Below are 22,548 nucleotides of genomic sequence, written 5' to 3' on the forward strand. Positions count from 1 at the left end.
ATCAAATGTTTGAATGGTTGTGTCTTCATGGTTTAAATCAAATAAACGGGGATCGAACACTTTCTGCTTTTTATCATATCATGACCGGAAAGCGCTCGATACAAACGATTCAAGATACACGGTTATACCAACTAGAAAAGTACTATCACGTACTACCTGCACTTGATCGTCATAAATATGATGAGCTAATCCTTTCTTTTGAATCTAAAAACTGGATCAAAAAAATTGCCGATCAAAAAGTGATTGTGACAGAAAAAGGTCGCGCCTTTTTAACAAACAATCCAGTGTCAGCTGTCAATCATCTGTTGGAAGGCTTGGAGTATTATTTAGTCGCGCCAATCTTCATTGCGCGTTTTGAGCTAGCTGTTCAAACGTATACCCATTTATCAATGAATCAACATGCCTTTGATCCCATTCAGCAAGCTACTGATGTCCAGCAGTTTATCAAGCAGCATTATCATTTGCATCGTTCAAATCTTAACGATTGGCTTACACAACTTTATCAGCGCATTCATAAATATTTATTACCATTCCAAGCTTGCTACGCAGAGATTTTTGTTGAACGGCTGACAGCATACCAATCCAGTGGGCAATCAATCCAACAATTAACAGCAAAACACCAACTAAGTAACGAAGATGTAGAGCTTATTCTTTTAGGTTTGTATCATCAATTAATTAAACAAATAGAACAGTCATCAGACGATTTGCTGGGTTCGTTCGTACTTCTTAATCATCAAGAAGACGGTCTTAAGCTTACACGAACAGCTGCAATCACCAGTCGTTATTTAGCAAGAGGATTTGATATAGAAGCAATTGCTACACATCGAAATTTAAAGCAAAGTACCATTGAAGATCATCTCGTTGAGATATGTTACCATCGTTCCCAGTTTGATATTCGCCCCTATGTGACTGAAGCAGCGGAAGAACTTATTCTTGCCGCAATAGATGAACGGCATACTTATAAGGTGGCGACAATTAAGCAAGCACTTAATGATACCGTGAGCTACCTCGCCATTCGGCTTGTATTAGCAAAGATTTATCACCGGAAAAAGCACTAATTAACTAATGAGAATTCCAATCTCAAAGGAGGTGTTTGTTGTGACAGCGATAGAAGTGCTTAGTCGAATTTTTGATTATGAGACGTTCCGTCCAGGTCAACTTGAAGTTATTGAAAGTTTACAGGCTGGTGACGATGTCATCGCAACATTACCAACCGGTGCGGGGAAATCACTCTGTTATCAGATCCCGGCGTTAATGTCAGAAGGTTTAACCGTTGTAATCACTCCCCTACTCTCACTGATGGAAGACCAAGTTAACAATTTGAAAAAACGTGGTGTTAAACGTGTGGCGGCGATCAATAGCTTTAATACAAGAGATGAGCGTCAAAAGATTATTGCTTCTTTTTCGACATTGAAATTATTGTATTTATCCCCAGAAATCATCCAAGAATCATGGATGATTGATCACTTGAAATCACGAACAATTGCTTACGTAGTTGTTGATGAAGCGCATTGTGTTTCACAATGGGGCCATGAGTTTAGACCGGATTATTTAAAAATAAGTCCGGTTGTCCATCGCTTAGGTCAACCGACACTGTTATTGCTTACAGCAACACTAACACCGGATGTTAAACAAGATATTTTAAAGCATTTTGCTAATTTTTCTTTTATTGAACACATTTATCCGATTGACCGTGAAAATATCAGCTTTGTTGTTGAAAAAATGGCCTCACGACAAGCCAAAGACCAACAGTTATTGCAGTGGGCAACTGATTTTTTTGTTCCTAGCTTGGTTTACTTCTCAAGTAAAAAAGAAGCTGAACGACTAAGTCACTGGTTAAGTGCGCACTTACCGCATCGAAATATTGCGTATTACCATAGTGAGCTTGATAAAAAAGATCGACTATTGATTCAAACGCAGTTTATCGCCGGCGACTTAGATTTAGTCTGTGCAACAAGCGCCTTTGGTATGGGAGTAGACAAACCGGATATACGTTTAATTATTCATTATCATATGCCAACACAATTGGAAAGCTTTATTCAAGAAGTTGGTCGCGCTGGACGAGATGGTAAACATAGTGTTAGTGCAACGCTTCTCGGTCCCCACGATTTTCAAATTCCAGAGCATCTTATTGAAAATGAACTACCTGACGAGTCAGTGATCGATAAGCTCTACCAAACTTTATTTAGTTCTGAATCAACAAGCTTTGACCTTATGGAATGGGCAAATGCATTAGGCCTAAATGAGGTGAATTATCGGTTTATAAAAAACTATCTTGAAAATAAGCAGATAATCAATGATAATAAAGATATCAACAAAACAAGAATTCAACCTCAGTTATTTACCGAATGGAAAATACAGATTAGAAAGCGTCAACGCTTTAAGCGCCAAAAACTTATGGATATTTATCAGTTTTTAACAACAGAGGATTGTTTACGTCAGGCATTATATCAGCCGTTTCAAACAGTTGTAAGGCCATCAAAATGGGGCTGTTGTTCGTCGTGTGGGTTTCAGTTAACTGACTTTACCCCAACTATTTTAGAACAATCAAATCTTCAGCTAACATGGGAAGAGAAACTGAAGCAGAAGTTATTACCACATCGCATGACAAATTAGTTCAGATGTTTAGCAGGGAAGGGTGTTTGTGATGCCAGGACAAAATGAAGATCAAGCAAAGCGATTACGGGAACAATTTGAAGAAATAGAGCAAGATGATCACGTTACTGACCGTGAACCAGGCGATATTGATGTATTAGCACTGCCACCAAGAAGTCACGTGCATGAAGAGAAACAGGCGAAGGTGCGTTTTAAAGTAAGTTATGCATTGGTTCGTTTATTAGCCATATTATTTATTTTAATTGTTGTACTCGTCTTAACATATAATTATTGGGGCAGCTATTTTTTAATAAATGGTAAAGATCCAATTATTCGAGCAAATGACAGATCAGAAGAAGTATTGATCGATGCCGATCACCATCAACTGTCACAAGAAGTAACAAAGACATTTTACGATGGGAATGACGGAACTGGTAAAACATTAACGGGACGCTTTTATTTAACTCAAGGAGATGAAACGCTTGTACAAATCATTGATCGTTTCTATCCGAATATGTATCAATTACAAGATGTGCAAGAAATTAATGAAATTGCAGTAAGTGATATGATTTTGGAGAAAAATGTCCGTTTATTTTTACCTGATGTCGAGGCGACTAAATGATATAAATGAGAGACGTATATTTCTGCGTCTCTTTTCTTTTGTAACCGTCAAAGAGGATAGTCATGTGATATACTATTTAAGTTGTCGTATAAGGAGGTAAGCTATGGAAAAGATATTAATTATACACACAGGTGGGACAATTTCAATGACTGAAAATCAGTCACTAGGTATTGTAGTCCCCTCGGACAGTCATCCATTATCAGAAAACCTGGCGTATCTTAAACAAACAGCATCCATTGAAGAAGATCATCTATTTGACTTACCTTCGCCTCATGTTACGCCGACACATATGCTCAAACTAGCCAAACATATTGAAATGAAATTAAAAGAAAAACCATATCAAGGGGTTGTCGTCACCCATGGCACAGACACATTAGAAGAAACAGCCTATTTCCTTGATCTATACTTAACCGTTGATGCGGCTGTGGTGATCACGGGTGCGATGCGGTCAAGCAATGAAGTGGGTGCGGATGGTCTGTACAACTTAATTGGTGCGGTTCGAGTAGCGAAAGATCCAGAATCAATGAATAAAGGTGTGCTCGTTGTGATGAATGATGAAATTCATTCGAGCGCCTATTGTATAAAAACGTCTTCAAGTTCTGTTGCCACTTTTCAAAGTCCTCAGTTTGGACCGATTGGCATATTAACGAAACAAGAAGTATACTTTTATCATAAATGGATTGAGCGCGAAAAAATTCATTTCCAAACCGTCACTAAATGCATTCCGCTTATTAAAGCATTTGCAGGAATGGATCAGGCTTTCATGCGAGCTATTCAAACGTTACCGATTGATGGTTTAGTAATTGAAGGATTTGGTCAAGGCAATTTACCGCCTGAAACCGTTGCTGTAATTGAAGAAATTGTAGCGGAAGGCATTATTGTTGTGATGGTCTCGCGCAGTTTTAAAGGGGTAGTCCAACCGACTTACGCCTATCCAGGCGGAGGGAAAGATTTAAAAGATAAAGGTGTAATTTTTGTAAAACGCTTGTCAGGACCGAAAGCACGTCTGAAGTTACTTGCTTTATTAGAAGCGGGTTATCATCGAGCGCGGATTGAAGCTATTCTAGAAAAATAAAGGTAAAAGTGAATATATCTAATGCGATTTAAGAGGTGAACACATGATAAAGATAGGGACAACCCTTACGTTAGAACAACGAAATAAAGAGGATGAAGTGACACGCTTTAAATGCCGTATTGTCGAACATCAAGGCCATACCCTTTATATTGATTATCCAATAAATGTACAATCCGGGCGAACCGATGTTTTTCCGAAAGGTACAACATTTGAAGCATTTTACGTCGGTGAACAAGAAGCGGTATTTCATTTTTCTACGGAAATTAAAGGCCGGAAGAAAGCGAATTTACCGATGTTGTTGTTGCATTTTGATGAAAAGAAAATGAAGAAAATCCAGCGCAGAGAATATGTCCGCGTTGATGCAAATATCGATATTGCCCTTGAAGACCAAGGGATGGAAATCCCTTCCTTCTCAACATTAACCTCTGATATTAGTGGGGGTGGGGTGGCCGTAAATCTAAAAGATGGCATCAAAGTTAAACCGGGCACAACATTTAAAACGGTGCTCGTTCTCCGCACTGGACCTACTGAATATCATTACATTTATGCGACAACTGAGGCAATTCGAACACAACAAAAAAAAGATCACCGGACAGCGACCTTATCGATGAAATTTACCGACATAGATGAAAAGGATCGACAAAAAATAATTCAGTATTGTTTTGAAACACAATTAAAAAACCGTAGACAAACTAACCGATAAAAAGCGCGTGTTAAAGATTGGAGCAACTGAAATGAATATTAACAAAAAAATAGCGATTGCTATTGATGGACCGGCTGCAGCTGGAAAGAGTACCGTGGCAAAAAAAGTGGCCGAGCAATTAAAGTATACGTATATCGATACAGGTGCAATGTATCGCGCAGTAACTTACCTTGCCTTACGTCAGGGCGTTAATTTAGCGAGCGAAGAGGCTTTAGCAAAAATTGTAGAATTAATTGAACTGGAGCTGAGCCACACAGAGAACGGCCAACGTGTCCGTGTAAACGGTAAAGATGTAACGGAAGAGATTCGCTCAGATGAAGTTACACAGAACGTGTCGGAGGTTGCTGCACACGGTGTGGTTCGTGAAGCATTGGTTAAACAACAACGATTAATGGCTGAAAAACGTGGTGTGGTAATGGACGGTCGAGACATTGGCACGCACGTTATCCCAGATGCAGAGATTAAAATTTTTATGATTGCTTCTGTAGAAGAACGTGCTGAAAGACGTTACAATGAAAATAAGGCTAAAGGTTTTGAACCTGACTTAGATCAATTAAAGGATGAAATTAGAAAACGTGATCAACATGATCAAGAACGCATTGTTTCTCCGCTTATAAAGGCAGACGATGCAATAGAGCTTGATACGACGTCGATGTCGATTGAACAAGTAACAGAATTAATTCTAGAAATTATACAAGAAAAGGTGAAATAGATGTCGTTTCAAAAATTCGTAAAAACAGTTGTCTGGTATGGACTTAAACCATTCTTTCGAATGAAGGTTGAAGGAAGAGAATATATTCCAAAGGAAGGTTCTGCAATCATTTGTGCCAATCATATTTCGAACTGGGATCCCCCTGTTTTTGGTAGTTCAATTAAACGAGAAGTGCATTTTATTGCAAAAGAGGAATTATTTCATAAAAAATGGTTAGCAGCCTTAATGACGAGTTTAAAAGTTTTTCCAATCAAGCGCGGGATGAGTGATCGACAAGCGCTACGTAAGGCATTAGGCTTATTAAAGAATGGTGAAGCGCTGGGACTATTTCCGGAAGGCACACGTAGCAAAACAGGAGATCTACAAAAAGGGATGTCGGGCGTTGGCTTTTTCGCTTTGCGATCAGATGCAGTGGTTGTACCATGTGCTATAATTGGACCATATAAGATTGGTAGACAAATGAAACTTGTTTATGGTCCGCCAGTTGATATGACTGAACTTCGCGAACGAAAAGCCGATCCAAAAGAAGTAACGGAGAGAATAATGGCTGCAATATCTGAATTAATTGAAAATAATCGTTAAATCACATGGTTATCACTTGACAAATTGACTGAAATGTTAGAACTTAGAAACTGGATGATTTAATTTTTGTTGTAAACTAAGGAGGCTTTTTTGATGGAGGAAATGAACAATAGTTTATCAGATTTCAAAACATTTGAAGCAGGTGAAATTGTAACCGGAAAAGTTGTCGCGATTGAAGACAAATCAGTTTTGGTTGCATTTGGTTCAAAAGACGACGGTGTCGTACCTATTAATGAACTTTCTAGTATTCATATTGAGTCACCAAATGAAGTGGTAAATATGGATGATGAGTTAACACTAAAAATCATTAAAATTGATGATGAAGGCAAAGCAGTGCTTTCTAAACGTGCAGTGGATAGTGAAAAGGCTTGGGATGAACTTGAAGCAAAATTAGCAGCAGGTGAAGTGTTCGAAGCGACTGTCCAGGATGTTGTTAAAGGCGGTCTTGTCGTTGATGTAGGTGTACGTGGTTTTATCCCTGCTTCACTTGTAGAAACGCATTTTGTTGATGATTTTGAAGAATATAAAGGCCAAACATTAACGTTAAAAGTAGAGGAATTAGATCGCGAGAAAAATCGTGTTATTCTTTCGCACCGAGCGGTGGTTGAAGAAGAAACTTCAAAACAAAAAGAAGAAGTTCTTGATACGTTAGAAGAAGGACAGATTGTTGAAGGCAAAGTAGCGCGTCTTACTGACTTTGGTGTCTTTGTTGATTTAGGAGGCATTGATGGGTTAGTTCATATTTCTCAACTTTCTCATGAACATGTTGAAAAAGCGAGTGATGTTGTGAGTGAGGGAGAAACGATTAAAGTTAAAATCCTTTCGGTTGATAAAGAAAAAGAACGTATTTCGTTATCAGTGAAAGCGACACAAGCTGGCCCATGGGAACAAGTAGCTGAAAAGATTCAACCAGGTGACGTGGTTGAAGGAAAAGTGAAACGTTTAGTGCAGTTTGGTGCATTTGTTGAAGTATTGCCACAAGTTGAAGGTCTCGTGCATATTTCGCAAATTTCTACTGAGCACATTGGTACACCACAAGAGAAACTTGAAGAAGGTCAAGTGGTTGATGTGAAAGTTCTTGAAGTAAATCCGAAAGACAAGCGTATTTCATTAAGCATCAAAGAATTAGAAGCTGAAAAAAACAAAAAAGAATTTAAAGCATATGAGAAAGAAGATGATGATCAAGGATTCTCATTCAGTGATATGATTGGTGATCAACTTGATAAATTCAAAAAATAATTACGCTTTATCTTGAAGTTTTTTAGACATGCAGCTTGCTGCATGTCTATTTTGCATTATGGATTGTTAAATGGTGCAACTTTTGCTAAACTGTATAAGTTAGATGTATCTAACAATAAAGGATAAAAGAAAGGATGAACCTTTCATGCGTAAATCTATTGTTGCAATTGTAGGTCGACCGAATGTTGGTAAATCGACAATTTTTAATCGTCTTGTAGGCGAGCGTATTTCGATTGTTGAGGATGTCCCAGGCGTCACTCGTGATCGTATTTATGCACAAGCAGAATGGTTAACAACTGAATTTAATTTAATTGATACCGGTGGTATCGAACTAGGAGACGAACCGTTATTGGTTCAAATGCGCGAACAAGCGGATGTCGCGATTCGTGAAGCAGATGTTATCATCTTTATCGTAAATGGCCGTGAGGGCATTACCGCAGCCGATGAAGAGGTAGCGAAAATCTTGTATAAATCAAACAAACCAGTCGTACTAGCGGTTAACAAAACAGATAACCCTGAGATGCGTAGTGAAATATATGAGTTTTATAGTTTAGGATTTGGCGAACCCTATCCAATCTCTGGTACACATGGATTAGGTCTCGGTGATATGTTGGATAAAGTCGTAAGCTATTTCCCGACGCTAGAAACGGAATCAAAAGATCAAGATACCATCTATTTCAGTTTGATTGGCCGACCAAACGTTGGAAAATCATCACTGGTAAATGCGATCTTACAACAAGAGCGAGTAATTGTAAGTGAAATTGCAGGCACAACACGTGATGCAATTGACACGCCATTTACAAAAGAGGAGCAAGATTTTGTTATTATCGATACGGCAGGTATGCGAAAGCGTGGAAAGATTTATGAATCAACCGAACGTTACAGTATCTTGCGTGCCCTTAAAGCAATTGAACGCTCAGATGTTGTTTTAACCTTGATCGATGCAGATGAAGGCATTATCGAACAAGATAAAAAAATCGCCGGCTATGCACACCAAGCGGGTAAAGCAATTGTGATTGTTGTGAATAAATGGGATACCATTGAATCTGATGAAAAAGCAATGAAGGATTTTGAAGCAAAGGTACGTGTTCACTTTCCATTCCTTGACTATGCACCAATCGTATTCTTATCAGCATTGACAAAAAAACGCCTGCATACCTTAATACCTAAAGTATTAGTTGCAAGTGAAAATCATGCCCGTCGTGTCGAAACAAATGTGTTAAATGATGTGGTTATGGATGCCGTTGCGATGAATCCTACCCCTACCTCACATGGACGTCGTTTAAAAATTCTCTATACAACCCAAGTGGCAGTTAAACCTCCTGCTTTTGTCGTTTTTGTAAATGATCCGGAATTGATGCACTTTTCATATGAACGTTTCTTAGAGAATCGTATCCGTGATGCATTTGGATTTGAAGGCACACCGATCAAAATCTTTGCGCGTCGAAGAAGTTAGGAGTGATAGTATGGAGAAAATCGCTGTTTTAGGTGCGGGGAGCTGGGGAACGGCTCTCGCGATGGTACTAAATGATAATGGTCACGAGGTACGATTATGGACCCATGTGGCGGAACATGCTGAAGAAATTAATCGAACACATCAAAACAAAGCGTATTTGAAAGATGTTGTCATACCTGAAGCAATTCATGCAACAAGCGATTTAGTTGCTGCGCTTAAAGAGGTGAGTGCGGTTGTCTTCGTCTTACCGACAAAAGCAATACGTCCGGTTTGTCAACAAGTCAAAGCGGTTCTGGATCATCATGTAACGATAATTCATGGGACAAAAGGAATCGAACCGGAGACGTTTAAGCGCGTTTCGGAAATGATGGAAGAAGAGTTGGATGCTGCATGTTATGATGAGATTGTGGTGCTTTCAGGACCGTCTCACGCAGAAGAAGTGAGTGTCAAACAACCAACCACCGTCAGTGCCTCATCAAAATCAATTGCGAGTGCTGAACATGCACAGCAATTGTTTATGAATGATCGTTTTCGTGTCTATACGAATAAAGACGTTTTGGGTGTTGAGTTAGGTGGTTCTTTAAAGAATATTATTGCTCTAGGAGCTGGTATTTCCGATGGCCTTGGCTATGGTGATAACGCAAAAGCTGCGCTTGTTACGCGTGGTTTAGCAGAAATTGCACGACTAGGTACAGCAATGGGCGCAGATCCACTTACGTTTATTGGTCTAACTGGGATTGGTGACTTAATTGTTACATGTACGAGTGTGCACAGTCGTAATTGGCGTGCGGGAAATTTACTTGCGAAAGGGAATAGTTTAGATGATGTTCTTGAACAAATGGGAATGGTCGTCGAAGGTGTACGAACTGCACAGGCTGCCTATCATTTAGCAAAAGTAAAAGGGATTGATATGCCAATAACCGCGGGTATTTATCAAATTTTATTTGAAAATGCGGATGCGCAAGCAATGGTTGATCAATTGATGACGCGAACGAAACGACCAGAAACTGATGAAATTCATGAAATGTTGAAAGCACATTATTTAAAAGCATATTTAACAAACGAATAATTAAGCTTTCTTAAATTGAAACTACGTTAAAAATCTGCAAATATATGGGTAACGTTTGCAATGAAAGGCTTGCTATGATAAGCTTTTTATAATTGCAAGCCGACGTAATTTGTAAATCACTTAAGTGGTATTATCTCGATTGGGAAATAGTTCAAATATTTTTGACGAGAACTGGATATTTTGAATTATTATTGCGATTTTTGTTGAATTTCTGGTAAAAGTCGTATATCATAAGGCTTGTCATCATTTCCTTGATGACAAGAAGTGTAGAATTACAGAAACTTGTGAACAAATGGATGATTACCATTTAAATTCTAATGCTTCACGAATTTAAATGCGGGAGGAGGTGAATATCATGAACAAGACAGATCTAATTAACGCTGTTGCTGAAAAAAGCGAGCTATCTAAAAAAGATGCGACAAAAGCTGTAGATGCAGTTTTTGAATCTATCATGGATTCACTTAAAGATGGTGAGAAAGTACAATTAATTGGTTTTGGTAACTTTGAAGTACGTGAACGTGCAGCCCGTAAAGGCCGTAACCCACAAACTGGCGCTGAGATTGAAATCGCAGCGAGCAAAGTACCTGCTTTCAAACCAGGTAAAGCCCTTAAAGAAATCGTAAAATAATTTACATAGGGCGTAAAAAGGGTGCAGTTTACTGCACCCTTTTTCTATTACAAATAAAGCACGTGAGGAGCGATGGCGATGCAGTCAGATTTTATGATTATTAAAGCGTTAGAAAATGGTGTGCAAGTGATTGGGCTTACGAGAGGTCAGGCAACTAAATTTCATCATGCTGAAAAACTAGATCAAGGTGAAGTGCTTGTTGTTCAATTCACGGACCATACGTCTGCAGTGAAAATAAAAGGAAAAGCAACAATTCAAACGAGTCATGGTCAAACAGAATCAGAGTAATCATACGTTCACCATAGAAGAAATAATCGCTGATGTTGACCGTCACCATCATCCGGTTATTCATTTGAGTTGGTTAAATAGACGTAAAGAACACATATTTGTTGAACAATTAATGACGACCGTGTTATGGTTTAACGCACTGACTAATCAAGAGGTAGGCGCACTGATTTGTTTAAGACGCTCGCTACTTGCTCATCAACAGATGGCTAGTCGTCAGAATGATTTAGACCTAGTACTGGCAGGCGATTATTATAGTGCGCGTTTCTATGCTTATCTTGTTGAAACGAGATCTGTAAAGCGCTACCAGCCCGTTTTAAAGGGGTTAGAAAAATATGACCTGGCCACGGGGGATTGCAATGACATTGATGCAGCGATTTTTACTTGGTTTAAACAAGTAGATGCAGCTAAGATGAAAGAGCAAGGCACGGAGTTGAAGTCGCAGACATTTCCGTTACCACTTATTGATTCAGAAAGCGATTTTTTTAATGCACTTAAACACGCATTAATTATCGGCGTGGAAAGTCTTGATACACCTTTAAAAGATAATCTTATTGAGCTGCTGATTAGCGGCAAGCAATTACGACCATTACTGGTCTATTTGACACATGGCGAGGTTAATCTGAGCGCAGATGCTTTAAAATTAGCTGTAGTCGTGGAATATTTACATACAGCAAGTCTGATCCATGATGATATCATCGATCAAGCAAACACGCGTCGGGAAGGACAAGCCCTGCATCGCCGGGTCGGGAACTTAGAAGCTCTGAAACTGGGAAATTATTTATTTACTCAAAGTTTACTTGTTTTAACCGATATAAATAACGATCAGATTCATCGATGTATTAGTCAGTTGATGGTATCAATAACAACGGGGGAATGTGATCAACAAGCTTTACGCTATCAAACGGATGTCTCGTTAAGAAGCTATCTACGTGTAATTAATAATAAGACAGCGATGTTCATTCGGACAGTTAGCGAAGCCTCAGCATTATTAATGGATGTCTCATCGGTTCAACTCAAACACCTTCGACTATTTGGTGAATATTTTGGGATGAGTTATCAAATTAAGGATGATTTAAAAGATGTGTTAGCTGACGGGGCGGCAGGGAAAGATACACGCTACGATCTACAAAATGGTTTTTTAACGATGCCCTATTTAATGGCCAGTCAAACAACTCAGTTTAGGGAAAACTTACAGTTATACTTTAAAACAGGTGATTCTGTGATTGAAGCAAGTTTGCAGTCCGGTGAAATTTTTTCACAAGCAGTGGATGCGACAGAAAAATGGCAACGTCACTATTTAAATAAGAGCATGCATCATGCGAAAAAACTTAATAATCATGACCAGCGTCAAGCATACTTGCGTTTATGTGGCTTGCTTTTGGTACGGATAAAACGTTAATTTTCGCTTGTTTTAAAGTCATAGTAGGGTGGTGACTTTAAAGCAATTATTGCTTAATATCATTGTTAGAGAAGAGGAACTAGTTATGCCAGATTATCAACAATTTATTAATTCGATTAATAAAAAAACCGGTATAAATCTAAGCTTATACAAAGAAGTTCAAATGAAACGACGTTTAACATCATTGCGTGATAAACGAGGATTTAAGGATTTTAGTGCCTATTTCACTGCTTTAGATAAAGACCAGACAATGATGGCTGAATTTCTGGATAAAATGACAATCAATGTTTCAGAATTTTTCAGAAATAAAAGTCGCTGGGATGTGTTAGAAAAAACGATAATTCCTGAGTTGATCAAGCACAATAAAAAACTAAAGGTTTGGAGTGCTGCTTGTTCAACAGGAGATGAGCCCTACACAATTGCGATGATGTTAAGCCAACAAATGGACTTAAAAAACGTTGAAATTCTTGCGACTGATATTGATGATAAGATCTTAGCGCGAGCTAAAGAAGGCATTTATACGGAACGGGCTCTAAAAGAAGTACCACAAGCTTTAAAAGATAAATATTTCACGCATAAAGATAATCTTTTCTATTTAGATGAAAAGTTAAAGGAAGCCATCACCTTTAAAAAACACAATCTATTGAATGATCCCTATCCAAAGGGTTTTGATTTAATTGTCTGTCGCAATGTGATGATCTACTTTACTGAAGAAGCGAAAAGTGAAATTTATCATAAGTTTTCAGATAGCTTATATGACCATGGTGTCTTTTTTGTTGGCTCGACCGAACAAATTTTTAATCCGGAGCGATACCATTTCAAAGTACTTGATACCTTCTTTTATGAGAAAAATTAAGTAGACATAAAAGATAAAAGCAAGTTAAAAAGAAAAGGGGCTTGTTATGAGTAAACCGGTAATATGTGACCACTGCCATACAATCATAAAATCTAAGGATGAGTTAGTGACATCCGTTTCTTTATTTGAAGTCTTGGCTTATCATGAGCATTGCTATATAAAAGAACTTAAAGGTGTTCAAGCTTTTTATGTTTCACGTACACCAATTAACGGTTTTTCATACAATTTGAGCGTAGGCATTTCAATCATATTTGCCATTGGTTGGGGCTTGTTTGCGGATGGTCAAACAAAGTGGCTCGCCTTTTTGGTTATTTTCCCTATCTATTTTCGTCTTTATTCCTATTTTGTCTATGAGCGACATTTAGCGAAATAAGTGGGTGTGATCTGTTAAAGGTTAAGTGGTTTTTAATTATTTGAGGCGGATGCTTAAACAGAGCCCGCCTTTTTTTGTTATAATGGAAAAGATACGTATAGTACACGGCATAAAAATAAGGCGAAATATTCGAAAAAAATGAATTATCTATCAATTTAATCCACACAGACACCGTTAGATATGTTATATTAATCTAAAATTAGATAAATTGGGGGAAAAATGATGCGCTATCTTACTGCTGGAGAATCACATGGTAAACAATTAACAACGATTGTTGAGGGTGTACCTGCGGGTATGCCACTTACATCCGCAAATATAAATGCGTCACTTTTAAGGCGACAAAAAGGTCATGGGCGTGGTAAACGCATGCAAATTGAAAAAGATCTTGTTGATATTTGTGGGGGTGTTCGTCACGGTTATACGTTAGGTTCACCGATTGCAATGGTTGTGAAAAATGATGATTTCAAACATTGGGAAGATATCATGGGTGAAGACCCCGTTGATGTAGATAAAGAAATTAGACGGACAGTTTCTCGTCCGAGACCAGGTCATGCGGATTTAAACGGTGCAATCAAGTATGGTCACCGTGATATGCGAAACATTCTGGAACGTTCATCTGCGCGGGAAACGGCAGCGCGTGTAGCAGCTGGAGCGGTCGCCAAAACAATGCTTAATCATTTGGGAATAAACATTGTTGGATTTGTTCATGAAATTGCTGGGATTACTGCGCAAGATAAACCAGAATTGTCAATGGAAGAAAAGATTGAACAGTCAGAAGCATCATCGGTGCGATGTTTGGATAAGACGGTTGAGCAACAGATGAAAGATGCTATAGATCAAGCGAAAAAAGACGGCGATTCAATTGGAGGTATCTGTGAAGTACATGTAGAAGGCATGCCTGCTGGCATTGGTTCTTATGTGCACTATGATCGAAAATTGGATGCGCGAATTGCTTTTGCGGTGCAAAGTATCAATGCGTTTAAAGGTGTTGAATTTGGAATTGGTTTTGAAGCTAGTCGTAGACCGGGGAGTAAAGTCCATGATGAAATCATCTGGTCAGAAGAAGAAGGATTTAAGCGCCGTACGAACAATTTAGGAGGGTTTGAAGGTGGAATGACCTCAGGGATGCCAATTGTAGTTAAAGGTGTAATGAAGCCGATTCCTACGCTGTATAAACCCTTGCAAAGTGTGGATATCGAGACGAAAGAAGTATTCAACGCGAGCATTGAACGTTCTGATTCATGTGCGGTTCCTGCAGCGGCAGTTGTAATGGAACATGTGGTGGCATTTGAAATTGCCCGCGCGATTCTAGAACAATTCCCTAATGATCAATTTGAAAAGCTACAGGTAGCGATTGACCAATACCGTGAAGAAGTAAGGTGCTTTTAATGGAAACCATTACGATAAAAACCAGTACGCATGACTATGACGTATCGATTGGGAAAGGTCTTCGTTTTCAATTGAAGACCTTTATTCCTAATACACATAGTCATGTCTATATTATTTCGGATAGCAATGTTGCACCGCTGTACTTAGATGATGTGATTAATCATTTAAGTAGTACATACAAAGTTTCTTATACGATTGTTCCCGCAGGGGAAGGATCAAAAAATAGTCGTCTATATTTTGATGTTATGACTGAACTGATTGATTCAGGACTCGATCGTCACGGTTTGATTATTGCGTTAGGTGGTGGCATGATTGGTGATTTAGCTGGATTCGTGGCAGCGACGTACATGCGAGGTGTTGATTTTTTACAGATGCCAACAACAATTTTAGCACATGATTCGAGTGTCGGAGGGAAAGTTGCGATTAACCACCCTGCAGGCAAGAACTTAATTGGTGCGTTTTATCCACCAGTCGCAGTCGTCTATGATGTCGATACACTTCACACCATTCCATTTACGGAAATTCGTTCTGGGTATGCGGAAATTGCTAAGCACAGCATGATTCATCACCCACCATTTTGGAATACGATTCAGTCCGTTCAACTTGGCGAACAACTAAATGATGAAGCGCTCATGCGTGATTTATTGCAGGGTATTCGTGTAAAAGCAAATATTGTTGAATTAGACGAAAAAGAGTCAAACATTCGCCAGTTTTTAAATTTTGGTCATACTTTAGGCCATGCTTTAGAAGCTGAACTTGGTTATGGTGTTTTAACACATGGTGAAGCAGTTGCGATTGGAATGTTATTTGCTCTAGAGGTGAGTGAGAAGACCTTTCAAGTTGACTTGCCAAGAACGGCTTTCTTCCAATGGTTAGAACGTAATAATTACCCACTAAGTTTACCCAAAATCACTACGCAAACGTTAATTAATCGTATGAAACGTGATAAGAAATCAAAAAATGATACCGTCACTATGGTTTTACTCGAAGAATTAGGGAAGCCGGTTATGGTCGATATGGACGAACCCCGATTGTCACAGTGGTTAGATGAATTCATGAGAAAGATGGTGATTCGATGATTCGTGGGATTCGAGGTGCAACCACGGTAGAGGCTAACGATGCAAAAATCATCCATTCTCAAACTGAAGCTCTTGTAAAAACCATGATAGAGAAAAACAAGATTGAACCCGAAGACGTGGCCCATGTGATCGTATCTGTCACAGATGACATTGATCAAGCATTTCCCGCCCGGCCAATTAGAGAATTACCGGGTTGGCAGTTTGTTCCTGTTATGTGCACGAAAGAAATGTCAGTACCTGGGGGATTACCTTATTGTATAAGAGTGATGATGACAGTAAATACCTCAAAAGAACAACAGGCAATCAAACACATATATCAACACGATGCACGACAATTACGACCAGATTTATTGGATGAGTAAAGGGGAGAATGCAATGAAGGCAAAATCAGTATTTAATGGCATGTCAGCATATAAACCAGGAAAACAAATTGAAGAGGTAAAGCGTGAACTAGGTCTGGACCGAATTATTAAATTAGCCTCGAATGAAAATCCGTTTGGTTATTCCAGTAAAGTGGATCAAGTCGTAAAGGATTCAGCCAATCACTTTGAGCTTTATCCAGATGGTTATGCAACAGCTATTCGTGAAGAGATTAGTCAAGATTTAAATATTGACGGTGATCAACTTGTTTTTGGTTGTGGTTCGGATGAGGTGATTGATTTTATTTGTCGCAGTTATTTAGATGAAGGTGACAATACGATCATGGCAACGCCAACGTTTCCGCAATATAAACATAATGCAATCATTCAAGGTGCTACGAGTAAAGAAATTCCTTTAATTAATGGCTATCATGACTTACAAGGCATGTTGGATGCGATTGACGAGAATACACGTGTGGTATGGTTATGCTCACCAAACAATCCCACTGGATGCATCATTAATCAGCCTTCATTAGAAACGTTTTTAGAGGCATGTCCGCGTGATGTGATGGTGGTGATGGATGAGGCTTATGTAGAATATATTAGTGCGGATGATGCACCAGACTCTCTTTCCTATATCAAAGAATATCCTAACCTTGTCGTTTTACGTACCTTCTCAAAAGCTTATGGGCTTGCTGGTCTTCGCATTGGATTTGGGGTTTGTGATATGACTGTTGCAAATATCTTGAACATTGCCAGAGGACCATTTAATACGACTAAATTAGCGCAATTTGCTGCGCTTGAAGCATATCGTGATCAAACGTTCATTACGGAAACAGTTAAGACAACCAATCGTAATAAATTTGAATTTATGGAATTTTTAGATCGGATGGATCTAGACTACTATGACAGTGAAACCAATTTCGTCTTAGTTAAGCTACCTGTTTCTGGGGATTCAATGTTTGACTACTTGTTGAAGAATGGCTTCATTGTGCGCTCAGGTGAAGCGTTAGGTATCCCTAATTCTGTACGAATTACTATTGGTAAAAAGGATGATATGTTGTTACTCGAAGCACATATTAAAACATTTTTACGTGCCCTTGAGGATGATACGGTTTGAAGAAGGTATTAATCGCTGGTCTCGGTTTAATTGGTGGTTCGTTAGCAGCGAACTTAAAAAATCATACCTTGCATGAGTTAACCGGGTATGATCACGATCCACAAACGTTGAAATATGCCAAAGATCAACAGATTGTTGATCACGTAACATCAGATTTTGAACGAGCAATTCAACAAGCAGATGTCTGTATTCTCGCCTGTCCGGTCTCGATTACTGTCGACCTCATCGCACGCATTAAAACAATGCCGTTTAAGCGTCCCATCGTTATTACCGATGTTGCAAGTGTAAAAGGAAATGTTATGGCAATGGCTGAATCGATTGCATCGCCATATGTTACCTTTATTGGTGGGCACCCGATGGCTGGATCCCATAAGAAGGGAATTCAAGCAGCAAAAAGTCACTTGTTTGAAAATGCAATTTATGTGTTATCACCGACAAAAAAGGCAACCGATGAACACATTGCGCAGCTGAAAAACTTATTGCAATCAACCCAGTCTAAATTTGTGGTACTGGATGCGATGGAGCATGATGAAATGACGTCAGTTATTTCACATTTTCCACACCTTGTTGCGTCTGCGCTAGTTAATCAAGCCCATACGTGGCAAGAAAAACACCCCATGATCCCAACCTTAGCCGCTGGTGGTTTTAGAGACATTACCCGAATTGCCTCGAGTAACCCCAGCATGTGGCAAGATATTTTCTTTCAAAATAAAACGATATTATCACGATTGATCGACGATTGGATGCATGAAATGAAAACATTAAAAACGCTGCTTGACCATGATGATCAAGCAGCGATGTATCATTACTTAGAACAAGCACGGGAATATCGTGACGGGTTAGATCGTAAGGGAAAAGGGGCAATCCCTGCTTTTTATGATTTGTATGTTGATATCTTTGACCAATCCGGAGCATTAGAAAAAGTTATTTCATTGTTAGCTAAAGCAAGCATTAGTATTAAAAATATTGAAATTCTAGAAATAAGAGAAGGCATTACAGGTGTTTTGCGAATCAGCTTCACATCACAAGAGGATCAATTAGCCAGTCATCGATTACTCGTTAAAGAAGGCTATGAAACAATGTTAGAAGCGTAAAGGGGATGCGTAACATGAATACCGTACATCTGAACAAAACGACAAATCAATTAGTTGGCACTCTAGCCGTACCTGGTGATAAATCAATCTCACACCGGTCAATAATTTTTGGTTCACTGGCGACGGGTATCACGGAAATTACCAATTTTCTCACAGGTGAAGATTGCTTAACAACCATCGCTGCCTTTCGAGCTATGGGGGTTGATATTGAACAGACCGGTGAGCGCGTCATTATTCGGAGTAAAGGCTATCATGAATTAAAGGAACCGAACGTACCCATTGATTTAGGTAACTCTGGGACAACAGCGCGTCTTTTACTTGGGGTTTTAAGCGGCCTTGACTTTCACACGACACTTTTTGGTGATCAATCGTTAACGAAAAGGCCGATGGACCGAATTAATGACCCTCTTCGGGAGATGGGGGCGTTAATTGATGGACGTGAACAGGGAAAGTACTTACCAATTGCCGTGAGAGGCCAAGTGTTACAACCGATTACCTTTCGACCGAAAGTAAAGAGTGCACAAGTAAAGTCAGGCGTGCTGCTTGCGGGACTGCTTGCTGAAGGTGAGACAACCGTTATCGAAACAACAAAGACCCGCGATCACACGGAGAATATGTTACAAGCATTTGGCGCGGAAGTGAACGTGAATGGCCTTGCGATTACCATAAAAGGCCAGCAATCTCTTCGTGGAACAGCAATTCAAGTGCCTGGTGACATTTCTTCAGCGGCTTTCTTTATCGTAGCTGCACTTTTGGTAAAAGATAGCGAGATCACCATTAAAGATGTGGGGTTAAATGTGACGCGAACAGGTATTTTAGATGCGATTGAAACGATGGGTGTTTCACTTGATATTGCTGAGACTGCGCACGTCGGTGGTGAAGTGATTGGTGAAATCAACATTCAACATCAAGTCGCAAAAGCAAGTGTCATTGAAGGTGAGATCATTCCACGGATGATTGATGAAATACCAATTCTTGCACTGTTAGCGACGCAAGCAGAAGGGCGCACGGTTATTAAAGATGCAGAAGAATTACGTTTTAAAGAAACAGACCGGATTCAAACCGTTGTTGATACGTTAACAGCCATGGGAGCAAACATTGTCGCAACGGCTGATGGTATGGTAATTGAGGGGCCGACACCGCTTCATGGTGCTACGCTTGATTCCTATGGTGATCATCGAATTGGAATGATGATCGCAGTCGCATCACTCATTGCCGAAGGGACTGTAATTTTGACCGATGCTGCGGCAATCAATGTCTCTTATCCACAATTTTTCGATCATTTAGCGCTGTTACAAAATAGATAACCATATTTAATGCCAAGTGATATCAGTCACTTGGCATTTTGATTGAAAACCTGCCGACAATTCGATATGATTAAACTATTCGTTTAAGGGAAGGTTGTTGAATATGGAAGATGTCTATCAAGCAATACAAATGATTGAAGAAAATAAAACAGAAGAAGCGTTACTTTTGCTGGATCAAATTAAACCGAAAGCAAATGATGATGAATTGTTTGTGATTAGTGATTTATATGTGCAACTTGGTTTCTTAAAAGAGGCGAAAGCAATTTTAATGGATTTATCACTGAGGTTTCCATCTGAAACGGAATTAAAGTGGGTACTTAGTGAGGTTTGTATTGATTTAGAGGAAGATCAAGAAGCGCTTGATTTACTGGCGGAAATTGATCCTGAAGATGATTATTATTTACCGAGTTTACTCACAGCAGCTGATTTATACCAAGCACAAGGCCTTTTTGAAGTTGCTGAACGAAAGTTACTTGAAGCAAAACGGTTGGCACCCCATGAAATTTTGATTGATTTTGCTCGAGCAGAATTAGCCTTTTCAACGGGGGATTATCAAAAAGCACTGGTTCATTATCAAAAAGTGAAGCAAGAAAAGGATCAAATTGCAGATGTTGCGATTGACTTACGTTTAGCAGAGACATATGCTAATGTAGGAGAATTTGAACATGCGCTTGAACATTATCAAACCGTCTATACTGATGACCCAGAGCATCTTTTCCGATATGGTTTTGTTGGGTTCCAGTCGCATCGCTATGATATTGCAATTAAAGCATGGGAGACGTTGATTGATTTAGATCCTGAATATGCGTCAGTATACCCTTATCTTGCCGATGCTTATGAAGAAGAAGGCTTAATTAAAGAAGCATACGCGATTAGTAAAAAAGGGCTCGAATTTGATCCGTTAAATAAAGAGTTGTTATTAACGATTGCAGCTCTCGCTCGTCGAACGGGTGAAGCAGAAAATAGTTATCAATATGCGCGTGAAGCTGTTGCTGTTGACCCTGGATATAAAGAAGCCGTCTTGTTCTTAATTGAGAATTACCGAGAAGATGGCGACGAAGAAGCAATCATTGAATTATTGACCCACATCTTAGAGCAAGGTGAGGCAGAAGGGTATTATAAGTGGGAACTTGCTAAAGCTTATGAAGCAGAAGAAAATTATCCAAAAGCGTTCCGCTATTACAGCGAAGCCTATCCAGATTTCAAAGAAGATGCGGATTTCTTAAAAGCTTATGGTTATTTCCTTATCGAAGAGGGGCATCAAAAAGAGGCCACGCATGTGTTAGCTGAATACTTAGCGCTTGAGCCAACGGATACAGAAGTGGAACAATACCTTGATCGCTTAAATGATCAATTAGACAGCTAGAAGGAAGGGTATATCATGGATTTATCAGTGATTGAAAAACATGCCTTTATTGAGCATTTTTTAATTCATTACCGTGTCAAGCAAAAAGAAGTACTTTGGTTGCTTAACTATTTGTTGAAACACCATCAAATTTTAAGTCATGTCCATTTTGTCTTTGAAGTAAATGTGTGTGAGCGCGGATTGTTTATTGCAGCAGAGTGCTCAGATCGGCCCGCTTTTGTTTTTTATAAAGACAAGTTAGTCAGTACGGATGTCGAAAAAGCGTTTCATGACATGCGTATGAATAAACATGAACCACTTTATATTGAATTAGATTTTTTAAATCGAAAGCGTGACATTCATTACATGAAAGTACTTGAAGAGAACCCGTATTTGCCATGGGATTTTTACCTTTCAGATGATGATAAGCAATCGATTGATAACTGGTTAGAAACCTCGCTATATGAAAGTCAGAAGCGGGCAATTCAAACACAAATCGATGCAGCGTTAGATCGCAATGATGAAGCGGCTTTTCTACTTTACTCAGCACAACTTAAAAGCCTGCAAGTTGATAAAGATCAGGTGCATGGTTTGAGAAATTAACCCATCATGAAAAGAGAAGGTATACTAACATGATCCAAACAATTAATTATCTCTTAAGGCAACGTGCCTTTCTTATTGTTTTATTTGTCATTAACTTTTTCGGTACCGTTTACGGCTACATTTGGTACGGCCCACAATTAAGTGATACCCCGTGGTATTTTTTAATCTTTGTTCCTGACTCACCGACAGCAAGTTTATTTTTTACTATTTTTATCGGGTGCTACCTCTTTAATAAACATGTCCCACTAATCGAGGCTTTAGCTGTTGTTACTTTATTTAAGTACGGGATTTGGGCGGTTGTCATGAACCTTTTGACATTAGTCGTCAATGGATCGCTCTCGCCAGCTGGCTATATGCTGATTTTCTCGCATGGCGCAATGGCCATTCAAGGGTTGCTCTATCTCCCGGTCTATCGTTTTAAGTGGTGGCACTTAGCCATTACAGCCGTATGGACCTTACACAACGATGCGATTGATTATTTATTTAGTATGATGCCACGGTACCATTCGTTGTCAGATTATATGTATGAAATCGGCTATTTCACGTTTTGGCTATCGATTGTTACCCTGGGCATGGTTTATTATCTAAAGAAAAAGGTAAACGTTAGCTAAGGTTAGTCAGAATGAAGTATGCTGAAAGATTGTCATATTGACAG

At 39.1% G+C, this 22,548-nt stretch carries 24 protein-coding genes; all 24 read left to right on the plus strand.

Going from position 1 to position 22,548, the window contains the following annotated elements; genetic code table 11:
• Positions 1-5 precede the first annotated feature (5 nt).
• The 24 genes from DES38_RS05055 to lhaT all read left to right on the plus strand — a co-directional run bounded on the left by DES38_RS05055 (position 6) and on the right by lhaT (position 22,504).
• Complete coding sequence (locus tag DES38_RS05055; protein WP_170114337.1) at positions 6-1,058, plus strand: YpbB family protein; 1,053 nt, start codon at positions 6-8, stop codon at positions 1,056-1,058.
• Positions 1,059-1,098: 40 nt separating this feature from the next.
• On the plus strand, positions 1,099-2,616 hold the full coding sequence (locus tag DES38_RS05060; protein ID WP_170114338.1) for a RecQ family ATP-dependent DNA helicase: 1,518 nt from the start codon (positions 1,099-1,101) through the stop codon (positions 2,614-2,616).
• Positions 2,617-2,647: 31 nt separating this feature from the next.
• Complete coding sequence (locus tag DES38_RS05065; protein WP_110251012.1) at positions 2,648-3,217, plus strand: hypothetical protein; 570 nt, start codon at positions 2,648-2,650, stop codon at positions 3,215-3,217.
• Between the two features lie 103 nt (positions 3,218-3,320).
• A complete protein-coding gene (locus tag DES38_RS05070; RefSeq protein WP_110251013.1) occupies positions 3,321-4,292 on the plus strand; it encodes an asparaginase in 972 nt (323 codons plus the stop codon).
• Between the two features lie 43 nt (positions 4,293-4,335).
• A complete protein-coding gene (locus DES38_RS05075) occupies positions 4,336-4,995 on the plus strand; it encodes a flagellar brake protein (protein WP_110251014.1) in 660 nt (219 codons plus the stop codon).
• Between the two features lie 37 nt (positions 4,996-5,032).
• A complete protein-coding gene (cmk, locus tag DES38_RS05080; RefSeq protein WP_110251159.1) occupies positions 5,033-5,707 on the plus strand; it encodes a (d)CMP kinase in 675 nt (224 codons plus the stop codon).
• A complete protein-coding gene (locus DES38_RS05085; protein ID WP_110251015.1) occupies positions 5,708-6,289 on the plus strand; it encodes a lysophospholipid acyltransferase family protein in 582 nt (193 codons plus the stop codon).
• Between the two features lie 93 nt (positions 6,290-6,382).
• Positions 6,383-7,528 (plus strand): 30S ribosomal protein S1, encoded by a 1,146-nt coding sequence (gene rpsA, locus DES38_RS05090; RefSeq protein WP_110251016.1) that lies wholly within the window; start codon positions 6,383-6,385, stop codon positions 7,526-7,528.
• Between the two features lie 145 nt (positions 7,529-7,673).
• The gene (gene der, locus DES38_RS05095; RefSeq protein ID WP_110251017.1) at positions 7,674-8,984 is read left to right on the plus strand and encodes a ribosome biogenesis GTPase Der; all 1,311 of its coding nucleotides are present in this window, start codon (positions 7,674-7,676) and stop codon (positions 8,982-8,984) included.
• Between the two features lie 10 nt (positions 8,985-8,994).
• Complete coding sequence (locus tag DES38_RS05100; protein WP_110251018.1) at positions 8,995-10,053, plus strand: NAD(P)H-dependent glycerol-3-phosphate dehydrogenase; 1,059 nt, start codon at positions 8,995-8,997, stop codon at positions 10,051-10,053.
• 355 nt (positions 10,054-10,408) lie between these two features.
• Positions 10,409-10,681, plus strand: coding sequence for an HU family DNA-binding protein (locus DES38_RS05105; RefSeq protein WP_110251019.1), 273 nt, complete (start codon positions 10,409-10,411; stop codon positions 10,679-10,681).
• 72 nt (positions 10,682-10,753) lie between these two features.
• Positions 10,754-10,969, plus strand: coding sequence for a trp RNA-binding attenuation protein MtrB (gene mtrB / locus DES38_RS05110; RefSeq protein WP_110251020.1), 216 nt, complete (start codon positions 10,754-10,756; stop codon positions 10,967-10,969).
• Positions 10,947-12,368 (plus strand): polyprenyl synthetase family protein, encoded by a 1,422-nt coding sequence (locus DES38_RS05115; RefSeq protein ID WP_110251021.1) that lies wholly within the window; start codon positions 10,947-10,949, stop codon positions 12,366-12,368. Before mtrB ends, DES38_RS05115 begins: the two co-directional genes overlap by 23 nt.
• An 85-nt stretch (positions 12,369-12,453) precedes the next feature.
• Positions 12,454-13,224: a CheR family methyltransferase gene (locus DES38_RS05120; protein WP_110251022.1), complete on the plus strand. Its 771-nt coding sequence runs from the start codon at positions 12,454-12,456 to the stop codon at positions 13,222-13,224.
• Positions 13,225-13,270: 46 nt separating this feature from the next.
• Positions 13,271-13,597 carry a hypothetical protein gene (locus DES38_RS05125; protein WP_146206354.1) on the plus strand — a complete coding sequence of 109 codons (327 nt, stop codon included), beginning with the start codon at positions 13,271-13,273 and terminating at the stop codon, positions 13,595-13,597.
• A gap of 222 nt (positions 13,598-13,819) precedes the next feature.
• Positions 13,820-14,986, plus strand: coding sequence for a chorismate synthase (gene aroC, locus DES38_RS05130; protein ID WP_110251024.1), 1,167 nt, complete (start codon positions 13,820-13,822; stop codon positions 14,984-14,986).
• The gene (aroB, locus tag DES38_RS05135) at positions 14,986-16,065 is read left to right on the plus strand and encodes a 3-dehydroquinate synthase (RefSeq protein WP_110251025.1); all 1,080 of its coding nucleotides are present in this window, start codon (positions 14,986-14,988) and stop codon (positions 16,063-16,065) included. The genes aroC and aroB overlap by 1 nt, the downstream gene beginning before the upstream one ends.
• Positions 16,062-16,427: a chorismate mutase gene (gene aroH, locus DES38_RS05140; protein ID WP_110251026.1), complete on the plus strand. Its 366-nt coding sequence runs from the start codon at positions 16,062-16,064 to the stop codon at positions 16,425-16,427. The genes aroB and aroH overlap by 4 nt, the downstream gene beginning before the upstream one ends.
• Before the next feature lie 13 nt (positions 16,428-16,440).
• Complete coding sequence (hisC, locus tag DES38_RS05145; RefSeq protein ID WP_110251027.1) at positions 16,441-17,544, plus strand: histidinol-phosphate transaminase; 1,104 nt, start codon at positions 16,441-16,443, stop codon at positions 17,542-17,544.
• Positions 17,541-18,638: a prephenate dehydrogenase gene (locus tag DES38_RS05150; protein WP_110251028.1), complete on the plus strand. Its 1,098-nt coding sequence runs from the start codon at positions 17,541-17,543 to the stop codon at positions 18,636-18,638. Before hisC ends, DES38_RS05150 begins: the two co-directional genes overlap by 4 nt.
• A 14-nt stretch (positions 18,639-18,652) precedes the next feature.
• Positions 18,653-19,945: a 3-phosphoshikimate 1-carboxyvinyltransferase gene (aroA, locus tag DES38_RS05155; protein ID WP_110251029.1), complete on the plus strand. Its 1,293-nt coding sequence runs from the start codon at positions 18,653-18,655 to the stop codon at positions 19,943-19,945.
• Positions 19,946-20,048: 103 nt separating this feature from the next.
• A complete protein-coding gene (locus tag DES38_RS05160; protein WP_110251030.1) occupies positions 20,049-21,311 on the plus strand; it encodes a tetratricopeptide repeat protein in 1,263 nt (420 codons plus the stop codon).
• Between the two features lie 15 nt (positions 21,312-21,326).
• On the plus strand, positions 21,327-21,893 hold the full coding sequence (locus DES38_RS05165) for a ReoY family proteolytic degradation factor (RefSeq protein WP_110251031.1): 567 nt from the start codon (positions 21,327-21,329) through the stop codon (positions 21,891-21,893).
• Between the two features lie 32 nt (positions 21,894-21,925).
• Positions 21,926-22,504, plus strand: a complete 579-nt coding sequence (lhaT, locus tag DES38_RS05170; protein ID WP_484421907.1) for a lipoprotein heptaprenylglyceryl N-acetyltransferase LhaT — start codon at positions 21,926-21,928, stop codon at positions 22,502-22,504.
• Positions 22,505-22,548: the final 44 nt, after the last annotated feature.

The organism is Streptohalobacillus salinus (assembly GCF_003201605.1).
Taxonomy (GTDB): domain Bacteria; phylum Bacillota; class Bacilli; order Bacillales; family Amphibacillaceae; genus Streptohalobacillus; species Streptohalobacillus salinus.